Source organism: Methylophaga thiooxydans DMS010, assembly GCF_000156355.1.
Classification (GTDB): Bacteria; Pseudomonadota; Gammaproteobacteria; order Nitrosococcales; family Methylophagaceae; genus Methylophaga; species Methylophaga thiooxydans.
The window spans coordinates 1-14,583 of record NZ_GG657906.1 but is presented as its reverse complement, the minus strand read 5'-3'; the positions used below and the strand labels follow the sequence as shown (position 1 = coordinate 14,583).

General features: G+C 47.4%; 14 protein-coding genes. 3 read left to right on the top strand and 11 right to left on the bottom strand.

The features are described 5' to 3' along the window. Positions 1 to 37 precede the first annotated feature (37 nt). Both MDMS009_RS13850 and MDMS009_RS13845 read left to right on the top strand, forming a co-directional pair. Positions 38 to 1,660, top strand: coding sequence for a protein adenylyltransferase SelO (locus tag MDMS009_RS13850; protein WP_008292087.1), 1,623 nt, complete (start codon positions 38 to 40; stop codon positions 1,658 to 1,660). A gap of 25 nt (positions 1,661 to 1,685) precedes the next feature. Continuing rightward, the gene (locus MDMS009_RS13845; protein ID WP_008292198.1) at positions 1,686 to 2,801 is read left to right on the top strand and encodes a PQQ-dependent sugar dehydrogenase; all 1,116 of its coding nucleotides are present in this window, start codon (positions 1,686 to 1,688) and stop codon (positions 2,799 to 2,801) included. On the opposite strand, the gene MDMS009_RS13840 is transcribed toward MDMS009_RS13845, so the two are convergent. Together MDMS009_RS13840 and MDMS009_RS13835 are read right to left on the bottom strand one after the other, a co-directional pair. Continuing rightward, entirely contained in the window at positions 2,798 to 4,012 is a 1,215-nt protein-coding gene (locus MDMS009_RS13840) for an ABC transporter permease (RefSeq protein ID WP_237700533.1), read from the bottom strand. The genes MDMS009_RS13845 and MDMS009_RS13840 overlap by 4 nt on opposite strands. Next, the gene (locus MDMS009_RS13835) at positions 3,999 to 4,664 is read right to left on the bottom strand and encodes an ABC transporter ATP-binding protein (RefSeq protein WP_008292211.1); all 666 of its coding nucleotides are present in this window, start codon (positions 4,662 to 4,664) and stop codon (positions 3,999 to 4,001) included. Before MDMS009_RS13835 ends, MDMS009_RS13840 begins: the two co-directional genes overlap by 14 nt. A gap of 69 nt (positions 4,665 to 4,733) precedes the next feature. Between MDMS009_RS13835 and MDMS009_RS13830 the strand changes: the two genes are divergently transcribed. After that, positions 4,734 to 5,312 carry a DUF3299 domain-containing protein gene (locus tag MDMS009_RS13830; RefSeq protein ID WP_052298178.1) on the top strand — a complete coding sequence of 193 codons (579 nt, stop codon included), beginning with the start codon at positions 4,734 to 4,736 and terminating at the stop codon, positions 5,310 to 5,312. On the opposite strand, the gene MDMS009_RS13825 is transcribed toward MDMS009_RS13830, so the two are convergent. The 9 genes from MDMS009_RS13825 to MDMS009_RS16370 form a co-directional block, all read right to left on the bottom strand. Next, a complete protein-coding gene (locus MDMS009_RS13825) occupies positions 5,297 to 6,322 on the bottom strand; it encodes a CobW family GTP-binding protein (protein ID WP_008292192.1) in 1,026 nt (341 codons plus the stop codon). The two genes, MDMS009_RS13830 and MDMS009_RS13825, sit on opposite strands and share 16 nt — an antisense overlap. Positions 6,323 to 6,358: 36 nt before the next feature. Next, positions 6,359 to 6,916, bottom strand: a complete 558-nt coding sequence (locus MDMS009_RS15930) for a ZrgA family zinc uptake protein (RefSeq protein WP_008292060.1) — start codon at positions 6,914 to 6,916, stop codon at positions 6,359 to 6,361. Positions 6,917 to 6,932: 16 nt separating this feature from the next. Further along, complete coding sequence (locus MDMS009_RS13815) at positions 6,933 to 7,328, bottom strand: MerC domain-containing protein (protein WP_008292242.1); 396 nt, start codon at positions 7,326 to 7,328, stop codon at positions 6,933 to 6,935. A gap of 62 nt (positions 7,329 to 7,390) precedes the next feature. Continuing rightward, positions 7,391 to 9,052 (bottom strand): formylmethanofuran dehydrogenase subunit A, encoded by a 1,662-nt coding sequence (locus MDMS009_RS13810; RefSeq protein ID WP_008292111.1) that lies wholly within the window; start codon positions 9,050 to 9,052, stop codon positions 7,391 to 7,393. Positions 9,053 to 9,074: 22 nt separating this feature from the next. After that, positions 9,075 to 10,439, bottom strand: coding sequence for a DUF3526 domain-containing protein (locus MDMS009_RS13805; protein ID WP_008292092.1), 1,365 nt, complete (start codon positions 10,437 to 10,439; stop codon positions 9,075 to 9,077). After that, entirely contained in the window at positions 10,436 to 11,851 is a 1,416-nt protein-coding gene (locus tag MDMS009_RS13800; protein WP_043888386.1) for an ABC transporter permease, read from the bottom strand. The genes MDMS009_RS13805 and MDMS009_RS13800 overlap by 4 nt, the downstream gene beginning before the upstream one ends. Positions 11,852 to 11,859: 8 nt before the next feature. Beyond that, positions 11,860 to 13,650, bottom strand: coding sequence for a TonB-dependent receptor (locus MDMS009_RS13795; protein ID WP_008292120.1), 1,791 nt, complete (start codon positions 13,648 to 13,650; stop codon positions 11,860 to 11,862). Positions 13,651 to 13,704: 54 nt separating this feature from the next. Continuing rightward, a complete protein-coding gene (locus MDMS009_RS13790) occupies positions 13,705 to 13,920 on the bottom strand; it encodes a hypothetical protein (protein ID WP_008290137.1) in 216 nt (71 codons plus the stop codon). A 35-nt stretch (positions 13,921 to 13,955) separates the two neighbouring features. Then, positions 13,956 to 14,583: hypothetical protein (locus MDMS009_RS16370; RefSeq protein ID WP_008292037.1), on the bottom strand; the 628-nt coding region annotated here is incomplete at its 5' end.

Genomic DNA, 14,583 nt, shown 5'->3' with positions numbered 1-14,583 from the left:
CACTTTTCTCCGCTTTATATATTGGTAGAATGACGTTATGACTAAACATATAGCAAATACCGCAACTGTCACAAGCTCACCTATCGACTTTCACTTCGACAATAAATTCGTTCGGGAGCTACCTGCTGATCCAGAAACCGATAATCATCGTCGTCAGGTCCTTGGTGCCTGCTTTTCCTATGTTAAACCACGGCAAGTCAGCGCGCCGCAACTGGTCGCATTTTCTGCTGAAATGGCAACTGAATTAGATTTGGATGAATCAATTTGCCAAAGTGAGCAGTTCGCTCAAGTTTTTGCAGGTAATCTGCTATTGGACGGTATGGCACCGCATGCACAATGCTACGGTGGACATCAATTCGGTAATTGGGCTGGTCAGCTGGGCGACGGGCGTGCAATCAACCTTGGTGAGGTGATAAATCAACAAGGCAAACGCTTTTGTCTGCAACTCAAAGGGGCTGGTGAGACGCCTTATTCTCGTACCGCTGATGGCTTAGCTGTCTTACGTTCATCCGTTCGTGAATTTTTATGCAGTGAAGCGATGTATCACTTGGGTATTCCCACAACGCGAGCCTTAAGTATCGTCACCACGGGTGAAAACGTCATGCGAGACATGTTTTACGATGGCCGGCCTGAAGCTGAACCAGGTGCCGTTGTCTGTCGTGTTGCACCTTCTTTCTTACGATTGGGCAGTTTTGAGATTTTCACCTCGCGTGGCGATATCGACACACTCACACAATTAGTCAATTACACCATCGAAACAGACTTTCCCCACTTGGGTGCCCCCAGTAAAGAAACCTACCTTGCTTGGTTTCGCGAAATTTGTGAACGTACCGCGACAATGGTGACCGACTGGATGCGCGTCGGCTTTGTACATGGCGTCTTTAACACCGACAACACGTCTGTTTTAGGCTTGACCATTGATTATGGCCCCTACGGCTGGATTGATGACTACGACCCAAATTGGACCCCCAATACAACCGATGCAGTTGGTAAACGCTATCGTTTTGGCGCACAGCCACAAATTGCCCAATGGAATTTGTTGCAAATGGCGAATGCCATTTATCCGCTCATCGATGATGCTGAGGCATTACGCAACATTCTCAATGATTACGTCACGGTTTATACCGATAAGTGGCAACAAATGCGTGCCGATAAATTGGGGCTGGCCGAGTTCAAGGCAGATGATGAAGAGTTACACCAGCAGCTCAACAAAGTCATGCAACTCAGTGAAACCGATATGACGATTTTTTATCGCCTGTTGGCGAATATTAAGGTCACTGATATCGATCAGGATGATGGCACCCTGCTGCAACCACTTTTACCCGCTTTTTATGCCCCCGAGAGCCTGAGTCAATCAGATAAGCAGGATATTGCTGCGTGGATCAGAAGTTATTTAACTCGCGTGAAAGAGGATGGTGTTGACGATCGAAGCCGTAAAACCAAGATGAATCGCGTCAATCCAAAATATATTTTACGTAACTACTTATCGCAACTAGCCATCGACAAGTCGGAACAAGGGGATCATTCTTTAGTCAATGAGTTACTGGATGTGATGCGGCATCCCTACGACGAGCAGCCCGAGTATGAGCAATATGCGGCCAAACGCCCGGATTGGGCACGCAACAAACCAGGCTGCTCGATGCTGTCATGTAGTTCATAAAGAAATAATTCGACAAGGAGTGGTGATGCGATTTTTGACTTTTAACGGTCTGCTGCTGGCGTTGATAATGCCATTTTTTGTTCAGGCTGAAATCAATGGTGATAACGATCTGCATGTTGAACAACTCGCCAAGGGCTTATCCATTCCTTGGGGTATGGCTGTCCTGCCAGATAACAGTCTCCTCATCACACAACGTAATAATACGCTGAGTCATCTTAATCCTGACTCAGGAAAAATCACTAACATCATGGGTTTACCTGAAGATGTTCTGGTCAGTGGTCAAGGTGGTCTGTTTGATGTCCAACTGTCACCTGACTACGCCAACAATGGTTGGCTTTATTTCAGTTATAACAAAGAGATAGATGGTCAGGGCGCAACCACCTTATCTCGTGCCAAACTGCAGGATAAGCAACTCGTTAACTGGCAGGACCTGCTCGTTACGCAGTCGCGCACCGACAACAAAGTTCACTTTGGTGGACGTATCAGCTTTGATAATAACGGTCATGTCTTCTTGGCCATTGGCGATCGGGGCGAACGTGATAATGCTCAAAACCGAAGTAATCATGCCGGAAGCATACTCAGGCTCAATCTTGATGGCACAGTCCCCGATGACAACCCGTTCAGAGGCCAAGCTAATGTGCTGCCGGAAATATGGAGTTATGGCCACCGTAACCCCCAAGGCTTGTTTTTTAACCAACAAACTGGCCAGTTATGGGCGATTGAACATGGTCCGCGTGGTGGCGATGAAATTAATCTAGTGCAGGCCGGTAAAAACTACGGATGGCCGGTCATTTCTTATGGCAAAGAATATTGGGCACCTTTACAAGTCGGTGAAGGTACAAAACGAAAAGGCATGGAGCAACCCGTGCAAATGTATGACCCATCGATAGCGCCAAGCAGCCTGATTCAATATCAGGGCACACTATTTAAAGAGTGGCATGGCAAGTTACTTGCCGGCGCGTTAAAACTTCAACATTTAAATATCATTACACTTGATGATCAGAACCAAGCTATCGATGAACAACGCCTGCTAAACAGTCTATCTAGTCGTATCAGAAATGTTATCGAAGCGCCTCACGGGGCTTTAATACTTGGGACTGACTCAGGTAATGTTTATCGTGTTACACCAGCCATTAACTAACGTAGTTGTGTCCCCAAACCTTGCCGGTAAGCATTCACGGCAGGCAACAACGCTGAAAGAATAGCTGCCAGCATAATGCCGCCGACTAAACGCCAAGTTCCAGCTTGCAGCAGAGAATCGGCAAGAAACAAACCAAACTGGGATAACAACCATTCGCGTAGCCACATATCACCAGCCGACAATGCCAGTAATGCCACTATGATTGAAGATGCGGTGATGAGTATCGCTTCCAACTGCAGCAAAGCAAATAAAAAGCTGGGGTGGTAGCCCAGCGCTCTCAAGACAGCGAGTTCATGACGTCTTTCACGCATGGATAATAAAAGCACATTAACCATGCCGATCAATGCTCCCAGCAAAACCAGTAAGGAAATGACCCAGAGCGTCTGCTCCACACCACTTAGCATCGACCATAGACTACTTAGCGCCACACCGGGAAGAATTGCTTGCAGGGCTTCTGCGGAATAGGTATTGATTTCCCGTTGCAGTGAGAACGTTTTAATTTTGGATGTCAGCCCCACCAGCACGGCAGTAACCGATTGTGGGGTTAAATCAGGAGCAGTATTGGCACCGGGAAAGTCGGCATGCATCGCTTCCAGACCAGTCAGACTGATAAACACAGAACGATCAATTGGCGTACCTGTGGGCTTTAAAATGCCACTTATTTGAAACGGGTGGTTATCATGCCGACTGAAACTGGTATCGGCGATACCATGTGCCAAGACAATCGCATTCCCGGTTTGATAACCTAAACTGGCAGCAACTTCAGCCCCCACTACAGCATCATAGGTCTCATTAAATGCGTTACCTGAAGCAAACTCCAGAGAATGATCAGCACGATAGCGAAAATGTTCAAATAACTGTTGCTCGCTACCCACCACACGATAACCCTGATGTGAATCCCCCAATGACAACGGGATGGTCCAGTCAACTTCCGGTTGTTGCTGCAACATTTGGTAGCTATCCCAACTCAGGTTGTGCGTCGGCACCCCAATATGAAAAATAGAATACAACAGAAGATTGATCTGTCCCGTTCTAGGCCCGACGATTAAATCGACATCAGACACGCTTTGTTGAAAACTCTCCTTGGCCTGATGACGAATATTTTCCACACTGAGCAGTACTAAGATACTTACGCTCATCATCATAATGGTCAGCAGCACGGTGCCCAGACGAGACCCTAAGCTGTGCCAAGCAAGTTTAATCAGCATCATGTTGGAGCTGTCCTATATGCACATGACGGCTGAAATGGTGTTTCAAACTGCTGTCATGACTCACAAAAACCAAACTAGTGCGGGAAGTGTCTAGTTGCTGCATCAATAAACCAATAAACTGATCCCGATGCGCCGCATCCAGTGCAGAAGTTGGTTCATCCACTAACAACAGTGCCGGCTCATTGACCAGTGCTCGGACAATCGCCACCCGTTGCTGCTGTCCCACACTGAGCTGCTCTGCCTGGCGTGTCGCATCTAATGTGGTGAGACCGAGCATTTGCAACAGCGTGTGACTTCGCTCGTCCGCTTCAGCCCTGCTCATATCGGAGAATCGACTGGCAAGACGGATATTATCCATCACACTCAGGTAAGGAATTAAATTAAACTGCTGAAACACCATACCAATATGACGCGCACGAAATGCGTCTCGCTGGCGCGAGGATAAGTGATTAATCACGCTATCCATCACGCGAATGGTTCCGTGCTGCGGTGTAATGATGCCGGCCAATAAGTTCACCAGCGTCGATTTACCTGTCCCGGAGGGAGCTGAAAGAAAGACAGATTCACCGGCAGCCACCTGCCAGTGAGGGATGTTAAGCAGATCGTTGTCATCATCCGGATAGTGGAACTTCAGATCGTTAATAACGAACATATATACCTTGTCGATTCATGTACAATCATGCTGAATGATACAACATATCAAGAAAATAATGAGTCGTGTATGCTAATCAATATTGCTGTTTTAATCCGTCATGTTTTTTTTCTATGCATTCTGATCACATCAGGGGTGGCTCAGGCTGCATCGTATCAGCGAATTAACTGGGTTGATCTGCTGCCGGAAAAAGATCTAAAAGCATTGGAAAATCCACCGGCATATATCAATGAAATCGAAGACGGCAGTCTCGAGGATGCACTGAGTGACAAAATGCTCAGCGCGTTGGAGCAATCCACCTTGCCTGATGATGCTTATCAACGAGCCCTATCATCGACCGATGTGGTTGCCGCATATGATGACAAGGCGATTCGTTTGCCCGGCTTTATTGTACCCATAGAAATGAATGACCAGCAGCAAGTGACGCAGTTTTTTCTGGTGCCTTACTTCGGTGCCTGTATTCACTTACCGCCTCCGCCACCCAATCAGATTATTTATGTCACCTCGGAGCAAGGTATTCTGGTTGAAGATATTTACAATGCATACTGGCTACAAGGTACGATAAAAACGACCTTTACTGAGAATGATGTAGCGCAATCTGCCTACAGCATGACGGTAGATACTATCGAACCCTATACCGAAGAATAATGACAGCGGCATTGAAATAATAGTCGCTCCATTTCGTCCGCATCGGGCTTGTTTTGAAACAGCATTTCCAAGCGACTCTCATCGATACTTGACTGCGTATTTTGATAGCTTAACTGACCTTCCACCCAGTTGATGATGAGCCTGCCGTCAGAGGTGTTTATCACGGCTTTGAGTCTGTCTGGATTTTGCGTATGGCACCATTCAAGCAGACGGGCTGAATTGAATAGCCAGTCGTTATCGAAGCGCCAGCCACAGCTGTGCCAGCCGTCCAATTGCTGAGTTTCTCTTAAAAACCCGCTATCGGTTAACGGTGTTTCGGCAGATTCTAGCTGAACGACCTTGGGGGGATTCGCCCATGTTGCCCGATCAAATTTAGCCGGTGCCGACAACCAGTCAAGATCAAGCTTGCCTTGCTCACAGTACTTGATTGGCAGTTCACCTAGGTGCAAAGCCATCAAGGTTTTTTCCATCTGCTTGATGTCACTGAGTTGAGACAAATCAGTTTTGTTCACCACCAGCATATCGGCAATATGTAGTTGCTGTAAAAACACCGGATGCTCGGTATAACGCCGATCTTTAAAATGTCTGGCATCAACCATCGTCAACGTAGAACGGATATCCAGCAGACCTCGATAGTTAGGGCCGGCCAGCGAGGCTATTACTTCTTCAGGATGGCCCAGACCGCTGGGTTCTATCAATAACCGGTCCAGTTTCTTGCTTCTCAGCAACTGATTAAGGGCAACCTGCATTGGCAAGCCCGCAGAGCAGCACATACAGCCACCAGCGACCTCACGAATTTCGACATTGCCTTGCTGACCTGCTGTGCTACTAAGAATCTGACGGTCAATACCCACTTTGCCAAATTCATTAATCAATACCGCCCAGCGTTCAGAGGCTGGTTTATAACTCAGCAAGTGTTGTATTGCCGACGTTTTGCCGACGCCAAGAAAGCCTGTAATCACCGTGGTCGGTAACGCATTCTGAATACTGAAGGTTTGGGTTTTACTCATAAATCGACAGGACTAGCCGGAGCCAAGCATTGATTATCAATGAAGCGGTATAGCATCACTATCTTTGGTTGCAATGAGTTGTGACTGGCCATGCTCTGAAATTAACTGAATCGACAGTGACTCCACCCCTGGATAAGCTGAAAACAGCTTTGGTTTAAGACTCGCGGCGTCCCCGATTTCAGTGCAGCTTAGATGATATTCACCATGCCATTCAGCATGGGCATTCTGCGTTTCATTAAAGGGCGCTTCAATATGCTGCCCTGTCTGTTCACAGCGAACATCAATGAGGCTAAACAAGGATTGATAATCAAACAAATTATGCACTAACGCGTCGTAGGCATGCTCTTGCTCAGTGTTGGCCGGTGCGTGTTCAAAGCCCAGCAAATTCTCCAGTGGTGAGATGAACTCAATCAGTATTGTCTGCTCCTGCATTACGATATTGAGCTCTGCCTTTCCGTGAACATGCGCCTCAGCTGAGACCTGATGGTGTTCATGGTGATCTTCTGCTGCCAGCACAGCCGGAATAGAACCGAGACTAAAAAGAGCACTTAAGAAACAGACTGCAAATGTGTTATTGGCCGCTTGCATAATCATACGTTTCTCCTGCTTGTTATTTAACCACACGAGCCAAAACCTGCGGTGAGGCCATTATAATCGGACTGCGCTGTAACAGTACTCTGTTCCAGACATGCGCAAGGATCATCAATCCGGCGGCCATAACGGTAATCCATAGCTCCATGGATTCCGGTAGTAAGAACGCACTACAAAATCCGGTGATACCCAATACAGCCAGTACCATTGGCCAGCGTGTCCGATGGCGACGATAAGCAGAAGGTAGGCTCAATACTGCCAACACGACAACGGGACATAAAAGGGCAATATGTACCCATTCTGACTCCAGAATGTTGCCAGCAAAGCTCATCATACCCACGCTGATTATCACAGGTGGCAGGAAACAATGAACCAGACAGAGCCCGGAAATTAACACCGCCATTTTATCTTTCATTAGCACCTCAAAATTTATGATGTATCATATCACTAAAAATGGATTAAAAAATCTCCGTGACGTTAACTTGAAAAAGCGCCGCTGACTTTATGTGTTTGAAACCGTTTCTCAAACTGCTCGGCGTTGCTTGTCACACCATAGTTACTAAGGCGAAGACTGTAAAAGCGATCAAAATAGGTCTGTATATGGCGCTCAATACCGCTGTCATAACCCACATTAAGTGCCACTGTATTACCACTCGCTGTCGTTGTAATCGTGCCCTTATCCACTACCAGTTGCCCATTCTTAAACACTTTCTCAGCACGACGGAACATAGCGGCTTTATCCGCATTCTCACGATAAACAGCGATATCGGCTCTGGCTCCGGGTTTCAGGTGGCCTCGATCACTCTGGCCCAGTAATTTCGCAGGCGCTGCACGGGTCATCACAGCTACCTCATAAAGACTGTATTCGCGTTTTATCCCAGCCAGTAATGTCATCTCGGCAATATCAGGGTGCAGGTTGGAGAGACAGTCCATCCTATAGTCATAATCCATCAACAGTCTGAGCAGATCGGGATAGCGGGTGAATGGCGCACCATTAGGATGATCAGTTGTAAAAAACAATCGCCACGGATCATCACACAATAGGAATATCTCCAGACCGATTGCCCACTGAAGTCCGTTCACGAAACTGGCTGCTTTATAGTGATACGGGACTATGCCGCCACTCCCCTCATTTTCCGCCTGCCAAACATGCCACTTCTGCGGAGAGGCATCATACCGGCGAGCAAACTGAGCCATTACATCGCCCGATAGTGTCACAGTCTGTCCAAACAATACCTGCCCCACATCCATGGTGATGTTGGGATGACGGTTGAAGGCCTCCATCAGTTTTGCTGCCGATGAGGAAAAACCATACTTTCCCTCATCGCCATAGCCATAAAACTGCACATGCGCCAAGTGCATCGGTAGCCCCTGTGCGGCTTCCATAGTATCGACAATCGTCTGAATATTGCCCGGTGTACCAAGATTATTGCAATGCACATGAACGGGGTGTGGCAGGCCGGTCTGCACCACGGCAGTTTGCAGTCGCTGTAACAACGTGCGTGAAGAAATGCCGTAATCCGGCACTATATCATCCAAACCTAACGTAACCGCCCCTTTTTTAAAGGCCTGCGCCCCACCAGCGTTGATGACTTTAAGACCCAATGCTTTGGTCACATTCATGGTCCAACTGACATAGTCATTAATTTGTGCCTGACTGGCATTGGCCCGCAGTAATCTGACCAGAAAATCATCACTTCCCAGAACAGCCAGCGCCGCAGTGTCAATAATGGGAATATCAGCCAGTTCTGCATGCACCTGAGGGGCATTGACCGGTAACATCGCAGGCTCGACTACCATGCTGTAGCCCATTTCTGTATAGCGATAACCGGTTTCAAATGATGACCATTTCGCATTGGCAAATGGTGTTTTGTTATTACGCTCAAGGTGGCTGCGATGCGCCTCGGGCAACATCAGTCGTGCAGTGTTGACGTTGCCACCAGCAATGTGGCTGTGAATATCTAGCGCCCCAGCCATTGTGACAGCGCCATCAAGCTCATACACCGTCGCTTTCTTTTTTATCTCAGCTGTGGGCTCGCGGATGATACGATCATCCTCAATCCACAACGTCATGACCTCGCCATCTGCTTCTTGTAGAGGGTCATAAACACGGGCATTTTTCAAACAAATAACAGTCATAGAAATCTTCTTTTGTAGGAGGTTACCACCATGCCGCTCTTCTCACACTATTCAAGTTCAGCGCGACGAAAACGCCCATAATCAACAGTAGTTTTAACAAAGTAGCGTCCATCCACGGCTTGGGGTCGCTTTCATAACTAAAGTCGGGCATATGCTCAAAGTCGATTTTCTCAAACGGTTTATTAAAGAACAAAAACGACCATAAGAAATCTTCCAGCTGACGATGATAATCACTGACCTGCTCTATAAAATTGAGGTATGCCGTTGTATCAGCATCAGCAAGGCGGTTAAGACCGTACTGAAGACTCATTACCGGTGAGAACCAAGAAAACAGTACACCTTGTTCATAACTTGCCTTTTTACTGGCAACACGTTGCTGAACATGGTCTGCCACAACAACATCACTCATGTGCTGCATAGCGTAATACCATCGCCAATCAAACTCATCCCCGAGTGGCGCTGTATCACTCCAAGTAGGAAACCGTTCTAGGAAATCGGCAAAATCGGCGTATTTATCTCTGTCCCAACTGTCATTCATATACTGACGTTGCTCAAAAACAATGGCCGCATCAGCGCCAGGCTTTTGTTGCTTAACCTGATACAAATACGACAAACCGGGAATCACAAAGCTGAAAAAAAGCCAGATACTGAGAAAAGCGAGATAATTAAAGCTAGCACTGCGATCGAGCATGACAATCCAGCGACAAATTAGCCACCAGCACAACTGATAGAGCAAGACCAGTACCGTTACCCCGACCAGTGCCCAACTTAAGTGAAGGTCAGTCAGAACAACCGCTAAGGCAAGGATCATAATATTAACCGCAGCCAAGATCAGTGCCGGCATTGCCAGTTTACGATTAATGATCGTTCGCCCCTGTGCCACCTGCGACAACAGCATCGACCATCGACCACTGCTTTTTTCATCGGCCAGTACATTCACTCCCATCGCGGCAATCAGTAATGGCATCAAAAACAGCCAGACAAAAGCCAAATCAAACTGCCCACTCAATAGCGTGTCTGCGTTGACAGGATCTGAGGCATTAAGCTGTGTCTGCAAACCCAGCAACCGCACTCTGAGGTGACTGGGGGATTCATCTCGCTCGCCCCGAAACAAAGTCGTCCAGACAGATGGCGTCTGTGCCACAGGATGAAACAGGTAATAGCCCATATAACCCGGCTTAAGTTCGCCGGCATCATGCTTATCACGGTAATCTAGCAATGATTGTTGATAGTCATCCTCTGCCATTGCAACAAGACTGAGCTCATGCTTATAAGCATTGTTTCCCATAACAATGGCCGCCAGCGCGGCCACAAAGTAAGCAATCAGCAACCACCGGTTAAATCGATTTGCCCAGAAAAGTTTCAATTCAAGTAGATAGCGTCTCATGATGCTGTCATCCTGGGGCGAATAAACATTAACACTGAAAACACAGCAAAAAGCCACAAGCTAAATACGATGACTGACTGCCTCATCGTCGCCCAGTCAGCTTTTAATGGTGGTGGCTGATATTCAAAATCAGCCAACTGCGCCCAGTATTCCTGTGACACTTTTTGTTCCCGGTCGTGAGCCAGGTCAATATCTTCGGCATGCAGTGTATTCAGAGATTGAATCAAGCTATAACGATAGCGTTCTGCCGCCATTTCATAGCGCTGGACATGATCAGAGCTGGTTAATGCAAGACTGCCGGACAGCGATCGACTCAAGATATATGGACTCAATAACGATCCCCACATGACCCAGCGACGCTGATCTTCAATACTTCGACTCACATCGGCATAGACCGCTTCAAATGCCTCACTGGTAATACGTTCACCTTCCTGCATAACCAGGCCTCGCCAATTAACTGGCAAGTCTTCAACATGCTCAACACCATACTGATCGAGCGTCTGCTGCCTGAAGGCATCAAAGTGAGGGTCATCCGGATTATGTGAGTCACCAATTTGGGCAATCGCCTGAGCGGTTCTGATATCAAATACCGCTCTATCCGGCAATGGATAGAGCCAGTCGGCAGAGCTTGACATCAGTTTAGGCACAATAATCGTTATCAGTAACCACACCAGAAGTAACGCAGAGAGACTCTGATTGTTTCCAGTGGTCAGGGATGAAACGAGTAGAATGATCTCTACCCAGATAGCACAGTAAAGACCATAGAGAGCAAACAACCAGAAGAAACGCTGGATAATATCGGTGTCTAGCACTGCCTGACTCAAAAATACCGCGGCAATGCCAAACACAAGCCCTAGAAACACTAAAGTGACAAGCATATAGGCCAATGCTTTACCCAGTAACAGTTGCCGAAATGATACGCCGAGTGACAGCACCTGACGCAGCGTACCCTGCTGGCGTTCACCACTGACCGTACGATAAGCAAGCGCAATCATTACCAACGGCCAGATAAGCAAAATCAGCGTTGATGCCGTCATGGAACCAAGTTGCATATAGTTCTGACTGCTGAGGTATTGTTTAAACTGGCTGCTGTTCTGTCGATGTGCCTCCAGAAACAGAACATTACCGACATAAGGATTGACCCCTGCATCAAGAAAGCTCAGCGGCGAGATCACACGAAAGGCCATCGAACCATAATGTGCCACCCGATGTGGATGGCGATCCGGCTGAGCTTCCCATTTTTCATTGTTCAGCTGCTGCCATTGCTGCTGAACTTCAATAAAATCCTGTTGCTGTTGCCAGTGATTAACTGCCACCAGCAAGGTCAGCAACGTCATCATCGGCAACAGTATTTTCAGGGTACGCTGCCGCCATAGTGTGACCAGTTCATGCCTGGCTATCGAAAAAATCATGGCAATTCCTAGAAGTGGTAGGCGACAGAAACACTCGCATTGATGCCATTACCCGGCGAGTGAATTGTGTCCACTGTATTCGCCGCCCCTAGGTCATAGACATATTCGTAATACTCGTTGAATAGGTTATTAACCTGTAAGTTGATATTGCCCCAATCCGTCAGGTAATCGAGGCTGGTATTCACGAGATTGTAATGGCCGTACTGACCACCAATATTTTCTTCGTTCACATAGGAACCACTTTGTGAGTCCAGATGTACACGCCAGGTTAATTCGGGCAGGATCAAGTAACTCAGCCCCAATGATGCCGTGTAGTCTGGAATGCTGCGCAGTTCGTTACCTTTATTCGCCCCGTCGGCCTGAATTTCGGTATCGACACCGGCAATATTACCCCACAGCGTCAGTTTCTCAGTCAGATCCCAGTCAAATCCGAGATCGATACCTTCCCGCAGTGTTTCACCGACATTTCTCGGCACACCGTCGACCATCACAAACTCATCGCTGGCTTTTTGCTCCCAGTAGGAAGCACGCAGTTGCAGCGCATCGAAGAGGCGCCATTTCACCCCGGCTTCCCAGCCATCGTTGAGTGAAACATCACGAGCACTAGTATTGCCTGTGGTGTAGGCAGCAGAACCAAGTGGGTGCTGAAAGCTACGGCCCACGTTCACGAATAAGGTCACATCATCAGTGGGGTATAAAAACAGGTTAGCTTTCGGCTGAACAATGGTGCCAAAGTCGTAGATATTGCGTTGTTCCTGCTGACCGGCACTATCGGTAGAGGTGAACTCACCACGGATTCGATCGCCTCTCAGTGCAACATTCCAGGCCAGCCAATCCACCGGCATATGACTCACTTGCAGGTAGCTGCCATAGCTGACAAATCGATAATCGTAGTCCCTGCCGACCGCACTGCTATCGCGCTGACGCTGGAAACCCACCGTACCAAAGCGTTGTTCTATGACATCCTGGCGCTCAGCATCCACACCCCACTGAATTTCCCAGTCAGGATGAACCTGCCAATTCAGGGTCGAAATAACACCATAGTGGTCCTGATCATCATAGCGGTTTTGCAAATCTGAGGCTTCGCTGTAGCGTACCCAGCGCTCACGCTCGTAATGATTGAAATAGCTTTTGACTGACCAGTCCAACTGGTCACTGAAGGCATGATCGAAGTGCAGACTGAACGATTGAGTCTGTTTATCGCCACCATCTAGGCGCGCATAGTCCGCCGAACGGGTCGGGTGTTTGCGCGCTTCTTCGCGAGACAGGTAGCCGGCGGCATCGGCGTCATATTCTGCGACACGAGCAATAAAACCAATACGGGTGTCATCACTGAAATCATAGAACCAGCGACCGGAGGCACTGATCTTTTCCAGTTGCTCATTATCCCGGTAGCCATCGGCTTCACGATAGCCGATAAAGTAACTATGTTGCAGATTACCTGTCTGCTCCCCTGCGTAGGCCTGTACTTCTTTGGCATTGAAACTGCCGTAGGTTAGCTCAACCTCACGGGCAAGATCAGTTCGGGTATTAATCGTATAATTACCGGCAACATTATGTAAGCCATAACGTGGGTCACTATTGCCTTTGAACACTTGCACCGAATCAATATTCGCGGGAAACAATTGATCCATTTCGCTGTAGCCGTTATGCAAATTGGCTGGAATCCCATCAATCAAGAGCTTTGCATGTGGTGTGCTGCCCTCAGCAGCAAAGCCTCGGATACCAATATCGGTGTTGATGATGCCTTGGTTATAACGGGCAAAATAGACACCAGGCACCTTGCTGAACAACTCCATTGTAGGCCGCCACATGAATTGCGATCTCTCGCCACATGAATTGCGATCTGTAGTTTAATCGTCAGTTGGCGAAACTACTCCTCGCTTAACCAAACGTCTCAGCAAAATCCTAGCGACTTGGTCTGGCTTCATACCTCCAAGAGTGGTGAACTCGACCTCTGGCTTATGAGGGTCACCTAGATCACCATAAACCCGAACCACACCACCAACTTCATGGTACTCAGACTCATAGAGCTTCCCTTCGACCTCAACAGAAACAAAACCAGACATAACAAACTCCAAACTAACTATAGGTAATTAATGATCTATTTAAGCTGCTTTATATAAGAAGTAAATGCAGAAGATTCATCATAACTGCCACCTAAACGATCAAGTGGTTTTAAGTTCTCTCTAGTGAGAAACACTCTGGCAAAGAGAATGATTTGTGTGGCTTTACTGACTAAAGAGTCAACCTCTCTAACCCACTTCGCCCATTTCTCTAAATCTTGATAACTGAGCTGATTTATATCGGCATCTCTCAATTGATTGAGATTGCTTTCAAGCTGAATAACCACCAACTCTCTGATGTCGTTCTCATCATACAAAGCCTCTAAGCCAGCAATTTCAGCAACAGGACGTTCAACATAATGAGGCCTTTCAAGGGTTACATTTTGAGCAGCCTCAATAGCTTCAACCTCTTGCACAGTAGCTTTCACGGTAATTATAAGTTGATTACTCCGTGTCTTGATCATGCTAGACAAGGCTTTAGATATGGTAGGAAATTTATTCTGTTTAAACGGGCTAAGTTTAGAATTAGCCCAATTGGCACCTTTTTCCTGAGCCTTTAGTTCCGAAACCTGTTGTTGAACAGAATCAATATCAAACTCTCTTAATGTGGCACGGTTTTCAGATTCAGTAACAAAACGGTCGAAGCGTTTCGATAGAGTGTTGAAT